Below are 22,402 nucleotides of genomic sequence, written 5' to 3' on the forward strand. Positions count from 1 at the left end.
GATTGATTTTTAAATATTTCATTCTATTAGTATAAAAATACTCTGATTAATCTTATTAGATTTTCATTCTTAAATTTTTTTCATATAATGAAAACACCAGAAGAGGGAAATATGGGAATAACAGATTACCATGCAAAGTATTTTGCACATGAGCTTACTAAGCAGCTTGCTTCCGGCGATCCTGAAAAACTTGCGGCTACTCTCATTGATGCACAGGTTGAGATAAAGCCCCATCAGGTGGATGCGGCACTGTTTGCTTTCAAATCGCCATTTTCTAAGGGTGCGTTGCTTGCTGATGAAGTCGGCCTGGGCAAAACTATTGAGGCTGGGCTTGTTATTTCGCAGAAATGGGCAGAGCGTAAGCGGAATATCCTGATCATCACTCCTTCAAACCTCCGTAAGCAATGGAATCAGGAGCTTGCTGACAAGTTTTTTATCCCCACTGTTATTCTTGAGAAGCAATCATTTGAGTCGGAAATCAGGAGAGGCAATCTTAATCCGTTTATTCAGGATAGTGCTGTCATATGCTCATATGAATTTGTGAAGTCAAAAGAGCCATATGTGCAGAATGTTTCTTGGGATTTGATAGTTATTGATGAAGCGCACCGCCTGAGAAATGTCTATAAGCCTGCAAACAGGATAGCCAATTCGATTAAGCGGGCTGTTGAGGGAAGACCGATCATACTACTGACAGCAACTCCGTTGCAGAACAGCCTGCTTGAGCTGTTCGGGTTAGTTTCGATTATTGATGAGTATACATTCGGGGATCTCAAGAGCTTTAAAAGCCAGTTCTCACGCCTGAACGGTGAAGACGATTTTACTGATCTCAAAGAAAGGATTTCGCCGATATGCAAGCGAACTCTCCGAAAACAGGTGCTTGAATATATAAATTACACTAAACGTATTCCACTTACTCAGGAATTTTACCCGAAGGAAGATGAACAAAGACTTTATGATCTGGTTTCGGCTTATTTGCAGAAAACTAAGCTCTATGCGCTTCCTCCAAGTCAGAGAAAGCTGATGACGCTCATTCTCCGCCGTCTTCTCGCTTCTTCCACATACGCCATTTCCGGCACATTTCAGGGATTGGCGGATAAGCTTACTGACAAGCTGGAGAAAAGAGAACGATATGAAAATGATGATTTTCTGCGAGAGAACTTTGAATCTTTTGACTCAGTGAGCGAAGATTGGAGCGAAGACGAAGGGGACTACTCCGATGTTGAGAACCTTACCGAAGCTGACATGGAAGCGATAAAGGAGGAGCGGGCGGAACTTCTTGAGTTTAAACGTATTGCGGATGGAATCGGGGAAAACTCAAAGGGTGCGGTTATGCTTACCGCTCTGGAAAAAGGGTTTGAGGCAACGGAGCGTATTGGCAGTAATAAAAAGGCATTGATATTCACAGAATCCACCCGCACACAGGAATATCTGCGGGACATTCTGGAAAACACAGACGCTTATAAAGGCAAAGTTATTCTGTTTAACGGCTCTAATAATGACCCGCTCTCAAACAGAATATACAAAGACTGGGTGGAGAAACACAAAAACACGGATAAGGTGACAGGCTCTCCCACTGCGGATAAACGTGCGGCACTTGTGGAGTATTTCAAGACCGATGCGACAATAATGATAGCAACCGAAGCCGCCGCAGAGGGGTTAAACCTTCAATTCTGCTCTCTCGTGGTGAACTATGATTTGCCGTGGAACCCGCAGAGAATAGAACAGAGGATCGGACGCTGCCACAGATACGGGCAGGAGCATGATGTTGTTGTGGTGAATTTCCTTAATAAAAAGAACGAGGCGGATCAGCGTGTCTATCAGCTTCTGAATGAAAAATTCAAACTGTTTGAAGGGGTTTTCGGCGCAAGTGACGAGGTGCTGGGGGCTATAGAATCCGGTGTGGATTTTGAAAAGCGTATTGCGGAGATTTATCAGACCTGCCGCACCGCAGATGAGATTAACGCCAGCTTTGATGCACTTCAGACGGATATGACAGTTGAAATTGATGAAAGAATGAAAAACGTCAAACAACAGCTTCTGGAAAACTTTGATGAAGAAGTTCATGAAAAACTGAGAGTACGTGCAGCTGAGAGTGAAAGCTATTTGAATAAGTATAACAACTGGCTCTGGAGTATAACCAGACTTTACCTAGAGGAATATGCGGAATTCAGCGAGAGTGATTACACATTTTACCTAAATAAAAACCCTTTCGCCGGAGAGACAATACACAGAGGTCCATACCGGATGGGCAGGGCGCAGGATGATGAAAACACATACAGGCTTGGTCATTCGCTGGCTCAAAGGGTTGTTGAATATTACAGAAAACTTGAGCTTGCACCGCATGAGGTTGTTTTTGATTATTCCGATACTCCGTCAAAAATAAGCATTATAGAAAACCTGAAAGGAAAATCCGGCTGGTTAAGGGCTGTTAAGCTGCGTGTAAGCTCTGTTGATACCGAAGAGCATATCTTCCTATCCGGCATTACAGACGAAGGCGATGTTGTGGATAATGACTGCCTGTCCAGATTTTTTTCGTTAAAAGCATCGGTCAGCGATTCGGCACAGGTGGATGAATCAGTATCAATTGCCTTAGAATCGGTCTTTGACCGCCAGAAACAGACTTTTGAGGAAGATATTGCAAAAAGAAACTCCGACTATTTTGACATTGAAATGCAGAAGATTGATAAATGGGCGGATGACTTGAAGCGAAGCTTGGAGATCAAGTTAAAAGATTTGGATCAGGAGATCAAGCAACTCAAGGCGGAAGCGAAGAAGATACTTAAATTGGAAGATAAACTGCAAGCTCAAAGAGAAATAAAAGAGCTTGAGGTCAAAAGAAACAATATGCGCCGCACATTGTACGATTCACAGGACGCAGTGGAACACCAGAAAGAAGAGCTTATATCTGATATTGAAAAACGCCTTGAAATCGGAGTTGAGGAAGAGGAATTGTTTACTATAAGATGGAAAGTAGTTTAAGGAGTTCTATATGCTGAAAAGACCCAAGCCCATTGAGATCAATCCTGATGATATTTTCGCAAATGATATGTTGGGACGTGAGCAGATTATAATAAATCTTACAGAAATTATTAAAAACGCTGAAGAAGGTTTTGTCCTCTGTGTTAATGCTCCATGGGGGAACGGCAAAACCACATTTATCAATCTTTGGAAAGTTTTTTTAGAAGGAAATAGTTTTAAAACTATATATTTTAATGCTTGGGAAAACGATTATTCAAAAGAACCGCTATTGTCTATTCTGAATGCTATAGGTACGGAGTTTGAAGAGAAAAGTACTGGAACATTGGCAAAAGTTAAGAAGGCTGGTTTTAAATTATTAAAAGCTGGAATTCCCATTGCTGTTCGCGCAGCCACGATGGGTATTATAAACTATAAAGAATTAAAAGATGTTATGTCCGATGATACGGACACTGCTGTTGCAGAACTTGTTGCTAAGGCAGTTGAAAACAAAATGAATGAATTAGCCGCAGATAAAGGAATACATGAACAATTCAGAGCGGTACTAACAGAATATACAGCAGAAACTATAAATGAGGGTGGGCAGAGCAAACTTGTTTTTTTCATAGATGAATTAGATAGATGCCGTCCTACCTATGCTGTAGAGTTACTTGAAGTTGTTAAACATTTTTTTAGCATAGATAATATTGTTTTCATTTTAGCAGTTGATAAGAAGCAATTAGGCGATTCGATTAAAACCATGTATGGAACTGATATGGACATCGAAGGTTACCTCAAAAGATTTTTTGATATTAGCTTTAATCTGCAATTACCTTCAAGGGGAAAATATATTAAATACCTTTATCAAAAATATAATTTTGAAGAGTTTTTTGAAAGCCGCAAAGGCTATGAAGGACGTCAGTATGAAAAAAATGAAATCATTGATACAATTATTTTTTTAGCAGAACTTTGGGAGCTGAGCTTAAGGGAAATTGATCATATTTTTACCACTCTTTCAACGGCTTTTTTAATGACAGAACAAAATAAAAAACTTTTCCCCCAGTTTTTTGCGCTTCTGATAGTATTGAAACAAAGAGCCCCTAGCTTCTATTATCGATTATCAACTGACATATCGTGCATTGATGAAGTGGTTCTAATGTTGAAAAACGCAGCTACTAAGAAAAAGGTTGATTCTCATCTTCTACTATTATTAGAAGCCTATCTTAATGTCGGATGTAGAGATGAAGAGAGCTGCTATACGTGGTTAGAAAACTTAAAAAAGAATGAGAGTAGTGAACAAAGTGGTTTTACAACCCCAAATCTTTCTAAGGTAGCATCTATGCTGATGAATAGATTTGATTATGGAGCTATAGGATCTTATCAGTTTATATCAAATAAGATAGAATTTCTTGAGAACATAGATTGGAGCAAAAGCTAATGTCAAAAAAGCAGAGATTGGAGTTGATGTGGATAGGTAAAGGAGAGAAGGACAACCCTCGACTTGAACCACGGATACTTATTGAAGACCCTGAAAAATCATACGGGGATAAAAACACAGAGAATATATTGATTCATGGGGATAACCTACTTGCGTTAAAAGCGTTGGAACAGGATTACGCAGGAAAGGTTAAATGTATTTATATAGATCCGCCTTACAATGCTAAGAATGCAAATCCTCATTATGAGGATAATGTTGAACACTCGGAATGGTTATGCCTGATAAAGCCTCGTCTTGTTATACTCCGTAAACTTTTAAGTGATGACGGCAGCATATGGATTTCTATAGATGATGATGAAAGCCATTACTTGAAGGTCTTGTGTGATGAGATTTTTGGAAGGAATAATTTCGTTGCAAATGTGATATGGGAAAAGAAGTATTCACCACAGAATGATGCGAAATGGCTTTCAGACAGCCATGATCATATACTTGTTTATGCAAAGAATAAAGAAACTTGGAGACCAAACCTTTTGCCAAGAACAGAGGAGATGGATAAGAGATATAAAAATCCTGACAATGATCCGAGAGGAAATTGGAAACCTGCTGATTTTTCAGTAAAAACTTATAATGAAGTGTGTGATTATGAAATTGTTCTGCCCTCTGGTCGTCGGGTACAGCCACCAACAAGCCGTTGTTGGGTAACTTCCAAAGAAAGGTATCTTGAATTAGTTGCTGATAATAGGATATGGTTTGGAAAAGATGGCAATAATATTCCGTCTCTAAAGAAGTTCCTTTCAGAAGTTCAGCAAGGTTCTGTTTCAAAAACAATATGGTTCAGAACCGAAGTCGGAGATAATCAAGACGCAAAGAAAGAAACAAAAGCTTTTAACTCTGACGATGTATTTGCTACTCCGAAACCAGAAAGACTTGTTGAGCGCATCTTGACACTTGGCAGTAATAAGAATGACATCGTTCTTGACTCCTTCCTTGGCTCCGGCACAACCGCCGCTGTAGCCCATAAAATGGGGCGTAAATGGATTGGTGTTGAGCTTGGGGAGCATTGCAATACTCACTGTGTGCCACGTCTGCAAAAGGTTATAGACGGAACAGACCAAGGCGGAATATCAAAAGCTGTGGACTGGAAAAGCGGCGGCGGTTTCCGTTATTATACCCTTGCGCCAAGCCTTCTTAAAAAAGATTCCAATGACCGTTGGGTTATATCCGAAGAATACAATGCTGAACAGCTTGCCGCAGCAATGGCGAAGCAGGAAGGGTTTAAGTATTACCCTGATGAAACAGTATACTGGAAGCAGGGTTATTCAACAGAAACTGACTTCATCTACACCACAACACAGTTTCTCACTGTAGATATTATAGACAAGATACATGAAGAAATGAAACCCGAAGAAAGTCTGCTTATCACCTGCAAAGCATTTCAGGATGCTTGTGTTAAAAGGCATTCAAACATAACCGTCAAAAAAATTCCGCATGTTCTTCTTGGCAGGTGCGAATTCGGAAAAGATGATTACAGCCTGAACATTATCAACGTTCCTGTGGTTGATTTCGAAGACGAAGAAGGGGAGGACTGCTGATGAATCAGACGGCTAATATCATTAAAAACCGCCTAAGCCTTCGCCCTCCGCAGGAAGAGAGTCTTAATATTCTTGCTCAACTGGCAGATATTCTCACACTTAGAAAAGATGCCGATTTGACCGCAGAATTGGAAAAAGTCAGAGAACTGTACCCAACCTGCACGGATTTTGAATGGAATTTCCCATCTATCTGCTTTTCTCTTGCAACAGGCGTGGGAAAAACAAGGCTTATGGGGGCTTTTGTAACATATCTTTTTCAGAAAAAAGGGATAACAAATTTCTTTATTCTTGCTCCTAACCTTACTGTTTATAATAAGCTGATTGATGATTTCTCCAATACGCATAGTCCGAAATATGTATTCAGAGGTATCGCCGATTTTGCCGTCAGACAGCCTAAAATCATTACTGCTGACAACTATACATGGGAATTTTCCGCTATTGAAAGAGCAAGAGAAGAAGGCGAAGTCTGCATTAACTTCTTTAATATTTCTAAAATAAACGCAGAAACAAGAAAAGGGCAGCAACCGCAAATCAAAAGACTTTGGGAATACATAGGCGATTCATATTTCAACTATCTTACCAAGCTTGAAGACCTTGTTCTTATAATGGATGAATCCCATCATTATCGTGCGGATAGAGGCATGACAGTTCTTAATGAACTTAACCCGATCTTGGGTCTGGAAGTTACCGCAACTCCACAGGTAGAAAAAAGCGGAAAAACCATTAAGTTTAAAAATGTTGTTTATGAATACTCACTGGCAAAAGCGATCAGGGATGGTTTTGTCAAAGAACCTGCCGTTGCCACAAGGAAAGATTTTGATCCTGACAGATACAGCAACAATCTTCTGGAACTTGATCAAATTAAGCTTGAAGATGGAATCAGGCTGCATGAAAAAACAAAAGTCGAGCTTGATATATACGCCAGAGATAACAAAAAAGAGCGTGTTAAGCCTTTTGTTCTCGTTGTTGCTAAGGACACTCAACATGCAGCACAGTTGAAGGAGATTATATGCTCTCCCGGTTTCTTTGATGGCTATTATACCGATAAAGTAATGGAGATTCACTCCAATCAGACAGGAACAGAAAAAGAAGAGAATATTCAAAATCTTATTTCGGTTGAAGATCCTGACAACCCTATCGAGATAGTTATTCATGTCAATATGCTGAAAGAAGGCTGGGACGTAACCAATCTTTATACGATAGTTCCGCTCCGTACCGCTGCTTCAACTACTCTTCGTGAGCAGACAATAGGACGTGGACTACGTTTGCCTTACGGCAGGAAAACAGGCAACTCTTCCGTTGATAAGCTCACAATCATGGCACATGATAAATTTCAGGAGATTGTTGATGCAGCAAATAAGGCGGATTCGATAATCAGGCTTGAGAATATTATTACTATCGATCCTGATGAACTGGAAAAACAACGACCGGAAGTGGCAATTTCTCTTTCAAATATTGAGAAAGCTGTCCAAGAAAAAAGAGCAGAGATAGCCACTATTCCTGACGAAACAGTCAGGCAAAAAGAAGAAGTCAGGCTGGAAGTCAGAGAAAAAATACTTAGCTACATGCCCAAAATGGGAAAAGAAATTACTTCTGTTTCTGAATTAAAAACGCCGGAAGTTAAAAAGTCTATTATTGAAAGAATACGCAAAGAAGCTGATGAATCCCCTCAATACAGACTGTTTGTTGAAGAAGAGATCAAAGAAGTTGAACAGGCTTATGATGATACTATAGAATATTTCTCTGCAAATATTATAGAAATCCCACGCATTATGCTTCAACAGGGAAGTTCTGACTTCGGATTCCATGATTTTGATCTTGATGTCTCAGCGTTCAATTATCAGCCTGTATCTGAAGACCTGCTTATTCAGGCTTTGCAATCAAATACCAGAGAGATTGTTACTGCGGAACGCCGAATAAGACACGAAAAACCTGAAGATATAATTATTAACGAACTTGTGAACTTCGGGGAAATTGATTATGACTCTCAATCGGGCTTGTTATACAAGCTGGTTTTTCAGTTGATTGAGCACTTCAAGTCATATCTTAACGATGAAGATGTTTTAAATGTTGTTCTCTATCACAAAATGCAGATCGGAAGGGCAATCTACAGCCAGATGATGGAACATTTTTATCTTGTTCCTGCGGAATATGAAAAGCCGCTGGTTCACTCATTTACTGTGATACATCCCCATAACTATATAAAGCTAAAGCATGACAAGGTTTATTATTTTACTGAAACAATTGAACCCACAAGGTCTATTCCGTCTAAAATATTTACAGGATTTAAGAAATCATGCCATTCTGAATATAAGTTTGATTCCAAAACAGAGAAAGACTTTGCAATCATTCTGGAAAATGACAACGCTGTACAAAAATGGTTAAGACCTGCTAAAGAACAGTTCCATATCTACTGGAAACACAACTCAAAACGTTACGAACCCGATTTTATTGTTGAAACTGCCGATGGTCTTTATATGGTTGAAACGAAAAAAGAAGCAGACGTTGATACTGACGATGTGCAGGAAAAGAAAAATGCGGCACTCGTGTATTGTAAACATGCAACAGACTTTACAACTGCAAACGGCGGTAAACCGTGGCACTATCTTCTTATCCCACACGATGTTGTTAAACCAAATATGACTTTTGCAAGATTCGCAACTGAGTTCAAACAATAAGGAACCCTAATGCCAGATAAAAAGCTAATCCGCAACAGCACAGCAGAATTTTTGATATTCACCGGACAATCAGGCGAACAGAGCATTGAAGCCAGATATGAGGATGAAACAATATGGCTGTCGCAGAAGTTGATGGGACAGCTTTTTGATGTGGGGATCAACACCATAAACTATCATCTCAAAGAGATTTTTGAGAGTGGAGAAATCAGCCCTGAAGCAACTGTTCGAAAATTTCGAATAGTTCAAACAGAAGGCAGCAGAAACGTTGCCAGACAAGTTGAATTTTATAACCTTGATGCAATAATCTCTGTCGGCTACAGGGTAAATTCTGTTCGGGCTACGCAGTTCCGCCAATGGGCAACGGGCGTGCTGAAAGAATTTGCCATAAAGGGCTATGTCCTTGATAAAAGACGACTGGAAAACGGCAGCTTTCTGGGGGAAGATTACTTTGAGCGTTTGCTTGAGGAAATCAGGGAAATACGCCTTAGTGAGAGACGTTTTTATCAGAAAATAACCGATATTTACGCAACCAGCGTTGATTACAACAAAGACGCACCCACCACCAAAACCTTTTTCGCAAAGGTGCAGAACAAGCTTCATTACGCAGTGCACGGCAGCACGGCGGCGGAGCTAATCATGAACAGGGCAGACAGTACCAAAGAACACATGGGGCTGACTACTTGGGAAAAAGCACCGGACGGAAAAATAATCAAATCTGATGTATCGACAGCAAAAAACTATCTCACCAAAGATGAACTTCAGTCGCTGGGCAGAATCGTGAACGCTTATCTTGACTTGGCAGAGGAAAGAGCGAGGCGCAAAATTCCCATGACAATGGAAGACTGGTCAAAGCGGATAGATATGTTTTTGGAGTTTGACGACCGTGCAGTCTTGCAGGATTCCGGAAAGATAACCGCTCAGATTGCCAAAGAACACGCCGAAAGTGAATTTGAAAAATACCGCATTATTCAGGATCGCTTATTCGAGAGCGATTTTGACAGGATGCTCAAAAGGATAGAAAACAAGGAGGAGTGATGAGCGTACCATCATATGACAAAATAATGTATCCGCTGTTAAAACTTATTGAAGACAGGCAGGAACATACCGTCAAAGAACTCCTGCCGGAACTTTCTGCATATTTTTCTCTGTCTGAAGCGGATTTATCTATTATGCTGCCAAGTAACAAAAAACCGCTTTTTTATGACAGAGCGCAATGGGCAAAGACATATCTCTCAAAAGCCAAGCTGATTGACGTTACCAGAAGAGGATATTTCCGGATAACTGACAGAGGCATAAAAACCCTTAAAGAACAGAAAGGATATATCAGCAAAGAGTATCTGATGAAATTTTCTGAGTTTGCCGAATTTGTTTCGCCTTCAAAAAAGAATGATGTTCAGGAGATTGCAGAAGATGACACATCTTTCACGCCTTCGGAGCAGTTCCAGAGCGCATATAAGGATTTGAAAAACACACTCATTTCCGACATTCAGGAGCAGATTTCAAAATGTACTCCATCATTCTTTGAGCAGCTCGTTGTTGATGTCCTATTGGGGCTTGGCTACGGCGGCTCTGTGGAAGATGCCGGACGTGCAATAGGACGCTCCGGTGATGAAGGCATAGACGGAATTATCAAGGAAGACGTTCTTGGTTTGGACGAAATCTATATTCAGGCAAAAAAATGGGAAGGTAAGGTGGGGAGACCTGAAATCCAGAAGTTTGCCGGAGCATTACTTGGCAAAAAAGCGCACAAGGGAGTGTTTATAACTACTTCAGAGTTCAGTGCAGAGGCTGTCAGATATGCCGAAAACCTTGAAAGAAAAGTCGTCCTTATTGACGGGCGCAAGCTGGCGGAGTTGATGGTAAAGCATAATATAGGCGTATCAGTGAAGGATACATATGAAATAAAAGAAATCGATACGGATTACTTTAATGAAAATATGTTGTGATACTGTTTTGAATAGAACTGTATTCTTAGAGGCTTAGGGCATTTTTGCCCTAAACCATATAATTCTAGAATTTCTCTATTTCAGCGACACCTTTTCCTCCCCGTGCTTTTAAATTCAGTTCGCTAAGAATTTCCCTGCATTCCAGAAAGATGTTATCCAGAGACAAATCCGGCCGCATGAGGAAACTGGGCTGAACTTCCATGTATGATTTGGGCTTCAGGGTTGTTACGCTGCCGGAAAAGTTTGGAAAGCGGACAAAGCATTTTAAATCGGGCAGCTGCATTATTTCTGAGGAAATCATCAGCGGCTCTTTGACTCTCTGTTTGTTCAGGGAGAGGGCGTTCCTTTCATCGGCAGATCCAACCGTAAAGCCGGAATAAGGAGTTTTATATTCCCTGTCGCCTATTTTCCGGCTGAGGAAATCCGCCGTGTCAGGGTCATTTACTCCGAAAATGACATTTGTGCCGCAAGCATTGATTATGCTGCTCCTCAACTCTTTGCCGTAAATATTGTCTATCTGACCAATATCCTGAATGCCGAGAAACACCGCACCGCCTTTACTTCGCGAGAGATTCAGCAGTTCAATAATCTTCTGCATTTTCTGGAGCGTGCCGAATTCATCAATCATCAGGAAAAGCCTGTTGGCTGTGTTCTCCGGCTGTGCCAGCAGGTTTCTGGCGATAGTGTCTATAAACACAGTCAGAATAGGGCGCAGTGTCTCCTTCAGCTCTGCATAGTTGGATATGAAGAGTATCCCCGAACCGTTTTTAATCCAGTCACCGATGCTGAAACCTTTCTCGCTGTCCTGCATATACTCAAAGATCTTTGAATACAGGTGCAGGGTTGACATAACAGAGCCTGTCTGCTTGTTTGCCGGATCAGCGATGTGTATTGCTCCGGCAGTGCCGCCCTTGGTATTTTTGAGAATTTCAGAAAGTTCTTCGGGAGCTTTGCTGATGACCTCCCAAAGAGCGGCATAGCTTTTCCTTTTTGTGCTGTAAAGATAGCTGAATGCCCCGTTAAGAACATCTTTGGCGGCAAGATTGAAGAAAGGCTGCGAAGTGTGTGGAAGCTCAGGTATCAGGGATGATGTCATGGATGTTATATCCATCGGGGTGTGCATATCAGCAAAAATGTTCCAGCTGACAGAGCGGCTGTCCAGAGGATTGAACAGCAAATCTTTTTCCGGATCATAAAATCTGCTGACATAATCACCTTTGAAGTCGTAGATGACTGCCTTATCGCCTCTGGCTCTTATCTGTTCAATTAGTGCGCTGGTCAGAACAGTTTTGCCAGTACCGGGGCGGCCGACTATGAAGCAATGCTTGTTTTCGGCGGAAACAGGCATATTGATTTCACCGATTTTCAAATAGCATTTTTCTTTCTTTGTCAGCTTATTAAGCTGTTTCGGAGTGAGTATTTCAGTTCCTCGCCTGAAATCCTCAGCGGAATGCTCATTCGCTTTCTTTTTAAAGAACCATATTGCCGGAAAATAGCCCAGATAAACCAGCAAAGATTTGACAGCAAACGTCTTCAGCATGTTTATATGCTCTATGCCGATTTCATAGAATATTTCGTAATATCTCGCTGCGGTCACTTTGAATATTTCACCCTCATGGACAAGGTTAAACGGGTATTTGGGAAGAAAGTGTGCCCAAAATGCTGATGCCGTCCATTTCGCTAAAATTTTAATTTCTTCCGTATGATATTTCAGCAGAATGTATGCGCCTATAAATCCCAGATAAACAGCCGTCAGGGCTAAAAGTATGAATAGTCTCATTCTCAGTGACATTTTCAGGTTATATTTCCAAGACTCAAAGCCTGTGTATGCTTTACCATTTGACATAACTATCTCCTAATTCTCAAAAATTGATTTGATTTCTTTTGCAGTATGAGGATTTGAACCTGCAAGAAGATATAGAGCCTTTTTCAGCTTATTCATATCTTCCCACTCATTGCGCCCATGCCTGTTCAGCAGAATTGACAAGCCTTTATTGATATTCACCATTTCATCAGTAAGTCTTCTGACGGCGTCATTATCGCCGTTTCCCGCTCCAAGCTCAGACTCGATCTTCTTCATAAATTCAATCAGTCTGGCTTCAAATGCTTTCTGTTTTCCGATGCTTCGGATCAGCTCTCTCATGGCTTCGCTGACGGTCATATTTCTTGAATCAGCAAAGTCTTTCAGAACAGCAAAATCCTGAAAGGAAATTCTGAAAGTGACATTTTTCATCGTATGTCCTCCGTATTGTTTTTGTTGTGCGTTATTAGTGCATTGTCTGGCCAGACTTTCAGCTTATTAAGTGCACCTTCTGCAATGCATTCCGCATGGCAGAACTCTTTATATAAATCTTTAATGTATTAGCATTTACCCTAACTCCTCAAAGCAACATGGTTGCGTGGAGTATCCCCCCTTATCCGAGTCAGATTTCCATCTGAGCGGTGTTTTCATGTGCTTGCGATTTGTCGTTATCCAGCATTTTGTGGAGTGAGTGTTCGTTCTCATGAAGTTCCGCACGTTCGGCGAGCTTATCAGCATTGTCGGTGTATATGCGGATGTCGTCTTTGGCTCTGGTCATGGCAACGTAGAAGCCTTCGGTATTGATCATCCTGTCGTTGCCCTCTGTGACGTACTGAACCGTATCGCAGGTCTGCCCCTGCGCCTTATGGACAGTCAGGGCATATCCGTGATCCAGATAGTTGTATGTTTCCGGTTTGAAGCTGATGCTTTCGCCGCTGTCCTTCGTGACGGTGAGTATGCCGTTTTCAAAGCTGTCAATGCTGCCTGTCTGACCGTTTTTTACGCCTAGAAGATGGTCATTCTTTTCAAAGACTATTCTGTCTCCGGCGGCAAACTCCTTTGTCTGCTCGCTGAAGGCGGAAATGCTCTGTCCATGTTCATGCAAATCTATGTCGGCATTGAATCCTTTTGAGTTTGTAAGGCTTAAGGAATTATTTTCATGATCAATAGATGCAATTTTCCATTCGGAACCGGCTCTGAGATTTTCTGTTGAAGAATTTAAAAAGACAGACTGTCCTTCCTGATAGCTGTGAGAACTGAATTTGTCAGTCCTGTTGATATTTAACTGCTCTCTGACATTCAGATCAAAGTGCTGCGCATTCAGCGGCAATATTTCATTTCTGATTTGTGAATAGAGAATATCTTTGATCTCGTTCCTGTGGGTGATGAGAAGAGGATATTTGCCTTCCTCGGTGCTTTTGATGTAGTCCTCCGCAGCTTTTTCTATGACTTCACTGAAGGAAGCGTTTTCATATATTTTTGAAGCCGATTTCAGAGAGTCGATTGCATCCTTTATTCCTTCATCATTCAACCCTTCGGCATATTGCTTAACATATTCAACTGCCTGCTGGGCTATTTCTGTCTTCTGGCGCATATTTTCCGTCATAACAGCGTCTGCCCCGAACCGCTCAACGGCATCCTTAAAAATCTGTCCCGCCTGCACTGGCTGAAGCTGTTTTGTATCGCCGATAAAGACGATTTTAACATCAGTCGCTTCGGCTAAGTTAATAATGCTGCTGAACTGTTTGGAGCTTATCATAGACGCTTCATCCACAATCAAAAGGGTGTCTTTTGTTGTGATATGCGCATCAGAGTTGTTCAAAAGGCTGTGAAGAGTATGCGCCTTAATTTTGCCTGACGTTTTGGATTCTATTTCGGCAGCGGCTTTTCCTGTGTAACCTGCGCCTATTATGTTCGTTGATGGTGATTCCTCAAACAGTATGTCAGCGAGCTTTTCCAGAGCATATGTTTTTCCCGTTCCTGCGTCACCCTGAACGAAAATGAATTGTTTGTCCGAAGTGAGAACGCTTTTAATCAGGTCATTTTGACCGCTGGTCAGAGAGCTGTTTTCCTGATATTTATCAATAACGGTTTGACCGGACAGGGGCTGTTGGTGCTGCTGATTTTCCAGCTTGTTCATGATCGTTCTTTCAAGCTCAAGGACTTTCGATGTGGTATATAGTTGGGTTTCAAGACTGATGGATTTTGTGCCTATTCGGGTATTTACAACGCCGACAGGCACAATCACATTTTCAGACTGCATTTTTCTGAATTCTTTGTCAAAGTCATCAATGGTTTTAGTGCCGATATTGAGCTTCAGGTACTCAAGAGCAAGCTGTTCTTTGCTGAAAAGCGATTGGGATTCGGTAACCAATACCGCAGCCTTCTCCAAATCAAAATCCTTAAAGTGCTGCTGCTCCTTCCCATTGGTGTGTTCGATTATCAAGTCTTTGGAAACTCTCGATTCCCAGTTTTTATGGAGTTCCTCGGCTGTTACCTGATGATCTTTTGAATCTCTGCTCGCTAGCCTTGCGATGTCCACCAGCTCTTCATGGGAGGCATTGGGGTATTGCTGCTTCAGCGTTTCAAGATTGTCTGTAAGATATTTAGTAACTTCTTCTGAACGTTTGGAAAACTCCTTTATCCATTCATCTTTGTATCCGGCTATTTCAAATGAACCGTTTTTGCGTTCAATGGAGTAGCCTGCCTCCATAAGATAATGTGCCAGATAGTTCTGATAGACCTGATTAATGTTGTTTTGTTGCAGGAATAATGATTCGTTAGTGATTGCCCGCCAGCCGTCATTAGTATGTGTCATGTTTGCCACAACAACATGGGTATGCAGTTGAGGGTCGTTTGCCCTTGATGTGGAGTGATGAAAGGCGGCGGCAACTATATTGCCGGATTTCTCGTATGTTGTCTGCCCGTCTTCTGTGGAGCGGTATGTGACAATAGATTCCATATATGTTACCGCTTCTTTTACAGCCTTGTTGTGGGCTTCGGTAACCCCTCTTTCCTGAAGATAGATGCCATGTATAGAAATAGATTTCGGAGCGGAGAAAACAAAATCCATCCCCGCACGGTGCGGGCTGTTTACTCCACGCTGAATAAGCTCTTCTTTGCTCATCGGGTGCAGTCCATGAAGTATATTTGCAAACTCCTGTTTTCTGATTTCGCCGCTTAATTTCAGGATCTTGCTGCCTCTGCCCAGCCATTCTGAGTTGCTTCTTTCATCTTTTGAGAAGATAGGATCGTCCTCATAGTAATAGTTGATTGCATTAGCAACGGATACCGGACGCATGAGGCTCATTGGTGTCTCCTCACATTGACTTTTTTTCCTTCTAACCATTTCTCAAGATCATTAGGATCGAACAGAAGCTTTCCGCCTAGTTTGATATGCGGAATCTGTTGCATGTGCGTCATCTGATAGATTGTTGCCTTTTTGATTTTCAGGAATTCTGCCGTTTCATCGATGTCTAAATATTTTTGCATATTTTTCTCCTTATTTTTCTTGTCTTTATCAGAAATAATTAATAAAAATAACATAGTTACTTTCTTATGCAAAAAGGAGGCAAGTACATCATGACTAAAAGGAAAAAAAGTGAGTGTAGTTTTTCTGAATATGAAAAAACGACAATTATCAAATACCTTATTTCATTTAAATCTTTTGTTACTGAAAAACATCCTGAAGCTGTTGTCGCCTTGGCGAGGATAAGTAAACTTATTGATATATATGAAAAATCAGGTAATATTGTAAGGGTGTCTCAGAAGATGTTTTATGATACAGTAAAATCTTCAGCCATAAATAATAAAGAATATGATGAACCTAAATCTGGAAACCCTTCCAATGCTGTCACCAGAGGATTTGTAATCATTTCATCATATATCGATGAGTTCAATAAATTCTATGAAGCTTCCAATGAATATCAAATTGTTTTAGATGGTCTTATTGTCTCTATAAAACCAAATAGAAAATCGATCTCTTCATTAAATACTAGTTCTCAAAAAGAATTAGGATGTGAGTCATTTTTGAATAAAAGAGATGTAAATAATTTTATTAATAATTTTTTGCTTGCGTTAAAATATGTAGTTATTAATCCATCTAAACTTCATAAGTTGCATGTTTCAAATAAACAATGGCATGCCAACTTGATATTACTGTTTTTGGTTTTATCTTCAATTTTTATAGTATCTCTTATAACCAATTTTGCTCATTTATTTATGGCATCTGAGCAAGAAATAATTACAATGATATTATCAAGTGGATTTGCCCTATATATACATATGTTAGCCAGGTATTTGTTTCTAATGGTTCTCTTATGCATTCCCTTCAAATATTTCTTTAAATCAAAATTTAATCTTGGAATGCTTGGATTTGCAAACGTGCTATCTGCCTTTTTTGTTTCGATGGTTCTCATGCAATTTTACACCAGAGGTTTAGGAACTTTATCTGGAAGATTAAATGTATACGATTATTTAGCATTTTTTTTCGTTATGATATGTCTTGCTCACCATTATGTTACTTTAAAATCAGTTTTTAGGCTTAATAATTTTAAATTTTCAGTTGCGTATTCTATTTCGACAATTTGTTTAATATTAACAGTTTAATTGGTTGGTTACGATATTGTATAACTATGTTGTACGTCATCTATCTGTCATCATCGCCATTTATCCGTCAATGAGATAATAGGCTGTTGACTTAATGTATCATCCAATTAGCGGTCAATTACTGGCCAATTCGGCCAATTAGCGGCCGATTATTTTAAAGTATAATTGCTGCCTCGCCCAGTTCCTGAATGGAACAGTAAATCTTTGTCTGATAGATTGCCAAGTTCTTCTGTGGCTGTTGTCTTGCCCACGTCATTCAGCTTCTGATACTCCGAATTTGTGATTGAGCCGTTTTCCTTTACATAGAGGACGGCTTTGATCTGCCGCTCGTTTAAACCTATTTTTTTCAGTGAGGCTTCGTTGTATCTGTCTTTGAATATAGTTATCTGAAAGCCGCCGAAGGCTTCGCAGATTTCAGGTTCAGGCAGACTTGCGGATTTGCAGGTATCAATGATTTTTGGTATTCCTGTTCCCCATGCTTCAATGTAGCCTCCCTTCAGGCAGGCATCGGCAATGAGCCTGTTTCTTGGTCTTGAAGGGTGGTTCTGTTTAAGCATTTCAACGGTCAAGCCCTCGACAAGCGAGCCGTCATTCCATATTTGCAGGCGGTCGTCATATATTTTAATCTGCGTCATGTTGCCCATGTAATCACGATGGATTAAGGCGTTCAAGATCGCTTCCCGAAGGGCAGGGAAGGGGTATTCAGGTGTTTCGATACGGTTTACACCCTCAAAGGATATGTTCTTTATTATGAATTTGGTTTCAATTATCTCAAAAACTCTTTTCTGTAAGCTGATTATGTTGCCTTCGATTATTTCATGGAACTTAGGGGAAATTTCTCCGCCGACAAACCGCCCTACTTTTACATATGTATGGCGGTAGAACTTTTCGGGATTCTTGCCGAAAAGGATTATGGCGGCTCTTTTCAGCCTGCCGTTTTTGGTAAGGTTCAGCTTATCAAGCAGTTCGAGGACAGACAGATTCTTTGCGTCAGGGATGCGTCCTGAGCGTTCAGCGTCATTGAGATATACTGCAATGCTGTCATTGTCTATGTCATCAAACATGGCATCTTCTTCTATGACATCACCCCAAGACATGCCGGATTTGCGGAGCAGAAATTCAGTCAGGGCGTTGCCCACAAGCTCCTTTGTGGTACTTCCGGTGCGCTGGTAATATCTGCCGCTTAAAGAGATTGCCATTGATGAAGGTCTGATATGTATTTCAAGAAAATGCATACCGTCCTGTTCATTCAGATTGATTTCAGGAAATATGCCAAGCTTGCTTTGAATCTTATTCGGCAGATCATCAGTGAGCTTCTTATAGTTGTCAATGCCTACAATCTCTCCCTTATCATTAATACCGACATAAAGAACACCGCCCTGAGCATTGGCAAAACTGCAAAGCTGTTTCAGGTGGTCGTCATTCCAGCTTTCTTTATATTCGATATTCTGATTTTCAGACATGTTTGCTCCGTCAATGATGTTTTATTGATTCTAATATCTATCGCTCTGTGAGTAAACAGGAATTAATAAATGGGTTATTCTGAGGACAAAGTCCGAAGAATCTCACACTAATTTGAGACTCTTCGCTATCGCTCAGAGTGACGTATTCGGAGATCTGCTGACTACAGGCGTTAGAAAAAACGTTAGAAAAGTGTAAAAATGGCTTTTTTAATTAGCGTGCTAAATCATATAAGTATTTGATAATAAAGAGTGCCGAAAGGGGGACTCGAACCCCCACGCCCTTGCGGACTGCGGATTTTGAGTCCGCTGCGTCTACCTATTCCACCATTTCGGCTTGATACGAAAGATGCGTATTCTATGTTTGTCTTAAAAAACTGTCAAGGTTTTGATATTACATATTATTCATTTATTTATTATCCGGAAATAAACTTTACACACAAATATCTTACAAAAAATTATCCTTCGTAAAGCCTCTTGTATTCAGCCATTTAGCATAGTAAGTAACTTTAGTGTGAAAATTAACTTGCATAAAAACTATTCTCTGGATAATTTTATGGTAGACTGTTTTTAGAAGTTGCTTTTTAAAAGCGAAATTTCACGCCGAAAAGATATTTTTTCTACTTCAGGAGGTATCCTTTATGATGAGGATCGAAAAAACTAAAAAAGGCTTTACTCTTATCGAGCTTCTGGTGGTTGTTGCAATCATCGGTATCCTTGCCGCTATCGCAATCCCCCAGTTTGCCAAATATCGTTCCAGAGCTTATAACTCAGCTGCTCAGTCAGACCTGAGAAACGTTCAGTCTTCACTTGAGGGCTGGTTTGCCGACTATCAGGAATATCCTCAGGTTGCCCAGAACGGTGCTCCTGCTGCAACAAGCGGCGTATTGGATTTAACAGCTTCTACTGCTGATAACGGCGAACCTGAAACTGTTACTCTCAGCGCATGGGTTGGAATCGTAAGTACAGGTGCTGATGATGGAACAGATTACAATGTTGTAACAAAGCACACAAACGGTGGTACTATTTGCTACGGTGCAACTAACACTGCTCCTACAATTCAGACAGGTGAAACAGGTCTTGAAGGAACTGACGGTGTTGACGCGTGCAACCCCGCTGAAGAAGAGGAAGAAGAGCCCTAAGCACAATTCAGTAGCTTAAAAAATCCAAGCCGATCGGTTTATCCGGTCGGCTTTTTTTGTGTTTAAACTTCCCCCTTTGCAAAGGGGGACCAGAGGGGGATTTCTTTGCGACTGTTTCCCAATTCGGTTTCTCAATGATGCACTGGAGATGAGCTGGAACAAAACAACCTTATTTGTCTTTTTAAATCCTCCCCAACACTCTTTTGCAAAGAAGCGAGCTGTTGAACTGTTCTTTCCCACTTGTTTATTTCCATCCTGATATTTAACATGCTATAATCCGCTTATGATTAAGATAGATTCCCTTGTAAAACGCATAAAGAAGAAAGCCGCTGTGGACGGCATCAGCTTTGAGGTGAAAGAGGGTGAGATTTTCGCTCTCCTCGGGCTCAACGGAGCGGGCAAGTCCACCACAATAAAAACCATTATGGGCTTCATCCGCCCCACATTGGGCAGTGTGACCGTGAGCAGCCGCAACACAGGTTATCTGCCGGAAAATCCGTATTATTATGATTATCTTACCCTTAAAGAGCTTCTCGCCTTCTCTCTTTCGTCCTCCGACATTAAAGACAATGCAAAAGAACGCATCAGCCGCATGGCGGAGAAAGTGGGGATGGCTGAAAGCCTCGACAGGCAGCTCCGCACTTTTTCCAAGGGCATGGTTCAGCGTTCGGGCATCGCCGCCGCCCTTATCCATGAGCCGGAGCTTGTTATTCTGGATGAACCCATGAGCGGACTTGATCCGCTGGGGCGCAGGATGGTGTTTGATCTCATTACCGAGCTGAAAGGAAAGGGCGCTACGGTGCTTTTCTGCTCCCATATATTAAGCGATGTCGAACGCCTTTGCGACACGGCGGCGATTATGAATAAAGGGAAAATCGTCCGAATGCTTACGAAGGAGGAGCTTCTTCTCGCTTCCGAGCAGGCTGAGGTGGTTTTTGAAAAGAGCGAATCCCTGAGAGCGTCTCTTTCCGGTATGAAAACCGCCGAATATGACAAAACCATAGGTGTTTTTACGGATTCCCATGATATTGTAAGCTTCATAGAATCCATGAAAAATAAGGGATTCGGAGCAGTTACGGTGAAATCCGCAGATAACGCCCTTGAGCGTATTTTTGAGGAGGCGGTAAGATGACGCAGGTATGCTTTATCACCTTCCTTGAGGGTGTGCGGAACAGAGTGCTGTACGCGATAGTTATTTTCTCGCTTATCATTATGTTTCTCAGCGCTGTATTCGCCCGCTTTTTCATGCAGGACTTGAGCAAGGTTATTGCGGATTTTAATCTGGGGGCAATGTCTCTCGCCGGGCTGCTCATCAGCTTTTCAGTATCTGTGGGCTTGGTGGCAAAGGATCTGGACAGGCGCACGATATATTTTGTTCTCGGAAGAAACATATCCCGCCGGAGATACATATTCGGCAAGTTCGCAGGTCTGGCTCTGCTGCTGATTTCCGCCTACAGTATAATTTTCCTCCTCACCCACGTTCCCATACTGCTTATGAAATCAGCTATGCCGGGATATTTCAAAAGCTTTTCGTGGAACGCGTACGCGCTTGCCGCATTCGCGGATCTCGTGAAGTGTATTTTTCTTAATGCCGTAATCATTTTTTTCAGCTCATTCGTCACGACATCGTTCACTGTTTTGATATTCTCCATCCTTATATATATAGCGGGTCAAAGTCTGGCTGAGGTACTGATGTATGTCTCCGCATCCGACGCTTACGCTGAGTTGGCTGGTTTTCTTAATATTGTGAAATATATAGTGCCTGATTTTTCGTCTCTGGATTATAAAACTGTTGCCGCCAACGGTATAATGCCGCCGATGGAGATATACGCTGGTTCGATTCTTTACGCACTGGTATATTCCGCCGTTCTCCTTGTTCTTGCAGGTATAATATTCAGCCGCAGGGAGTTTCCGTGAGACTGTCCGCTGGCATGCTGTGTATGCTGCTGCCTCTGCATATATGGCTCAGCGGCATGGTGATTACCCCCAAAGCCGTGTTTGACGCGAAATTTGAGCGGGATATAGCCGCATCCGGCAGGCTGCTCCGTTTTACATCCCTTGAGTTTAAGAGCCTCGCCGCAGACAGCCGTCTGCTTTCCGCTATATTTTATGTGGGCAAAATGCTGGAGGATCGTGCGATAATCAAAGGGCAGGACTGGGACTGGTTCACAGCTACAGTGAATGCTTCCGCGGAACTCGATCCTTACTTTTATGACACATATTATTTTTCTGCGCTCACTCTGGCTTGGAGCGCAAACAGACCGGAAGAGGCTGTAAAGCTGCTTGAAAAAGGTGTTTCATACAAGCCCGACAGTCATAGACTGCTGTTTAATCTGGGATTTATTTATTACTATTTTCTGAAAGACAATGCGAAAGCATCGGAGTATATCGCCATGGCAGCTAAAATTAAAGGCGCTCCGCCGTTTTATGCCAATCTCGCCGCCAGACTCGCTTACGATTCCGGCAGGCACGAGACAGCAGCGGCATTTCTTCTGGATATGCTGACCAACACAGAGAATGAAAGGATCCGTGCCATGTACGAAAAGCGGCTGATCGCTCTCAAGGGAGCCATAGAGCTTGAAAAGGCAGCGAAGGAGTACGAAGCACGCTATTCAGACAGACCTGCGGATATAGCGGAGCTTAAGACAAAGGGATTTATTGATTCTTTACCCGATGACCCCTACGGCGGCGAATACTATATTAATGAAGAGGGGAGGGTGTATTCCTCCAGCGGGTTTATTGAGAAAAGGCAGTGACGTACACGCCGGAATTTTTTCTTAAA

General features: G+C 41.6%; 16 protein-coding genes and 1 tRNA gene. 11 read left to right on the forward strand and 6 right to left on the reverse strand.

The window, feature by feature from the left end:
- Positions 1 to 111: 111 nt before the first annotated feature.
- From EP073_RS04815 to EP073_RS04840, 6 genes are read left to right on the forward strand one after another with little or no spacing between them, the layout of a single operon-like run.
- Positions 112 to 2,979 carry an SNF2-related protein gene (locus EP073_RS04815; RefSeq protein WP_128466035.1) on the forward strand — a complete coding sequence of 956 codons (2,868 nt, stop codon included), beginning with the start codon at positions 112 to 114 and terminating at the stop codon, positions 2,977 to 2,979.
- Between the two features lie 10 nt (positions 2,980 to 2,989).
- On the forward strand, positions 2,990 to 4,393 hold the full coding sequence (locus EP073_RS04820) for a KAP family P-loop NTPase fold protein (protein ID WP_128466036.1): 1,404 nt from the start codon (positions 2,990 to 2,992) through the stop codon (positions 4,391 to 4,393).
- The gene (locus tag EP073_RS04825; RefSeq protein ID WP_128466037.1) at positions 4,393 to 5,985 is read left to right on the forward strand and encodes a site-specific DNA-methyltransferase; all 1,593 of its coding nucleotides are present in this window, start codon (positions 4,393 to 4,395) and stop codon (positions 5,983 to 5,985) included. Before EP073_RS04820 ends, EP073_RS04825 begins: the two co-directional genes overlap by 1 nt.
- Positions 5,985 to 8,663, forward strand: a complete 2,679-nt coding sequence (locus EP073_RS04830) for a DEAD/DEAH box helicase (RefSeq protein ID WP_128466038.1) — start codon at positions 5,985 to 5,987, stop codon at positions 8,661 to 8,663. The genes EP073_RS04825 and EP073_RS04830 overlap by 1 nt, the downstream gene beginning before the upstream one ends.
- A gap of 9 nt (positions 8,664 to 8,672) precedes the next feature.
- Entirely contained in the window at positions 8,673 to 9,698 is a 1,026-nt protein-coding gene (locus EP073_RS04835) for a virulence RhuM family protein (RefSeq protein ID WP_128466039.1), read from the forward strand.
- Positions 9,698 to 10,609: a restriction endonuclease gene (locus EP073_RS04840; protein WP_128466040.1), complete on the forward strand. Its 912-nt coding sequence runs from the start codon at positions 9,698 to 9,700 to the stop codon at positions 10,607 to 10,609. Before EP073_RS04835 ends, EP073_RS04840 begins: the two co-directional genes overlap by 1 nt.
- A gap of 64 nt (positions 10,610 to 10,673) precedes the next feature.
- On the opposite strand, the gene EP073_RS04845 is transcribed toward EP073_RS04840, so the two are convergent.
- The 4 genes from EP073_RS04845 to EP073_RS04860 all read right to left on the reverse strand — a co-directional run bounded on the left by EP073_RS04845 (position 10,674) and on the right by EP073_RS04860 (position 15,956).
- Positions 10,674 to 12,455, reverse strand: a complete 1,782-nt coding sequence (locus EP073_RS04845; protein ID WP_128466041.1) for a type IV secretion system DNA-binding domain-containing protein — start codon at positions 12,453 to 12,455, stop codon at positions 10,674 to 10,676.
- A 9-nt stretch (positions 12,456 to 12,464) separates the two neighbouring features.
- Entirely contained in the window at positions 12,465 to 12,842 is a 378-nt protein-coding gene (locus tag EP073_RS04850; protein ID WP_128466042.1) for a hypothetical protein, read from the reverse strand.
- Positions 12,843 to 13,032: 190 nt separating this feature from the next.
- On the reverse strand, positions 13,033 to 15,720 hold the full coding sequence (mobF, locus tag EP073_RS04855) for a MobF family relaxase (RefSeq protein ID WP_164885277.1): 2,688 nt from the start codon (positions 15,718 to 15,720) through the stop codon (positions 13,033 to 13,035).
- Positions 15,717 to 15,956: a helix-turn-helix domain-containing protein gene (locus EP073_RS04860; protein ID WP_128466044.1), complete on the reverse strand. Its 240-nt coding sequence runs from the start codon at positions 15,954 to 15,956 to the stop codon at positions 15,717 to 15,719. Before EP073_RS04860 ends, mobF begins: the two co-directional genes overlap by 4 nt.
- A gap of 36 nt (positions 15,957 to 15,992) precedes the next feature.
- Between EP073_RS04860 and EP073_RS04865 the strand changes: the two genes are divergently transcribed.
- Complete coding sequence (locus EP073_RS04865; protein ID WP_128466045.1) at positions 15,993 to 17,018, forward strand: hypothetical protein; 1,026 nt, start codon at positions 15,993 to 15,995, stop codon at positions 17,016 to 17,018.
- Between the two features lie 149 nt (positions 17,019 to 17,167).
- Here the strand turns inward: EP073_RS04865 and EP073_RS04870 are convergent, their stop codons facing one another.
- Entirely contained in the window at positions 17,168 to 18,481 is a 1,314-nt protein-coding gene (locus EP073_RS04870) for an ATP-binding protein (RefSeq protein WP_128466046.1), read from the reverse strand.
- 250 nt (positions 18,482 to 18,731) lie between these two features.
- Positions 18,732 to 18,815, reverse strand: a tRNA-Leu gene (locus tag EP073_RS04875).
- A 304-nt stretch (positions 18,816 to 19,119) separates the two neighbouring features.
- Here EP073_RS04875 and EP073_RS14135 point away from each other — a divergent pair.
- The 4 genes from EP073_RS14135 to EP073_RS04895 all read left to right on the forward strand — a co-directional run bounded on the left by EP073_RS14135 (position 19,120) and on the right by EP073_RS04895 (position 22,376).
- On the forward strand, positions 19,120 to 19,620 hold the full coding sequence (locus tag EP073_RS14135; RefSeq protein ID WP_347338910.1) for a type IV pilin protein: 501 nt from the start codon (positions 19,120 to 19,122) through the stop codon (positions 19,618 to 19,620).
- A gap of 283 nt (positions 19,621 to 19,903) precedes the next feature.
- The gene (locus EP073_RS04885) at positions 19,904 to 20,752 is read left to right on the forward strand and encodes an ABC transporter ATP-binding protein (RefSeq protein ID WP_128466047.1); all 849 of its coding nucleotides are present in this window, start codon (positions 19,904 to 19,906) and stop codon (positions 20,750 to 20,752) included.
- Complete coding sequence (locus EP073_RS04890; RefSeq protein ID WP_128466048.1) at positions 20,749 to 21,537, forward strand: ABC transporter permease; 789 nt, start codon at positions 20,749 to 20,751, stop codon at positions 21,535 to 21,537. The genes EP073_RS04885 and EP073_RS04890 overlap by 4 nt, the downstream gene beginning before the upstream one ends.
- Entirely contained in the window at positions 21,534 to 22,376 is an 843-nt protein-coding gene (locus tag EP073_RS04895; protein WP_128466049.1) for a tetratricopeptide repeat protein, read from the forward strand. Before EP073_RS04890 ends, EP073_RS04895 begins: the two co-directional genes overlap by 4 nt.
- Positions 22,377 to 22,402: the final 26 nt, after the last annotated feature.

Origin of the sequence: Geovibrio thiophilus (assembly GCF_004087915.1) — a bacterium.
In the GTDB taxonomy this organism is placed as follows: domain Bacteria; phylum Chrysiogenota; class Deferribacteres; order Deferribacterales; family Geovibrionaceae; genus Geovibrio; species Geovibrio thiophilus.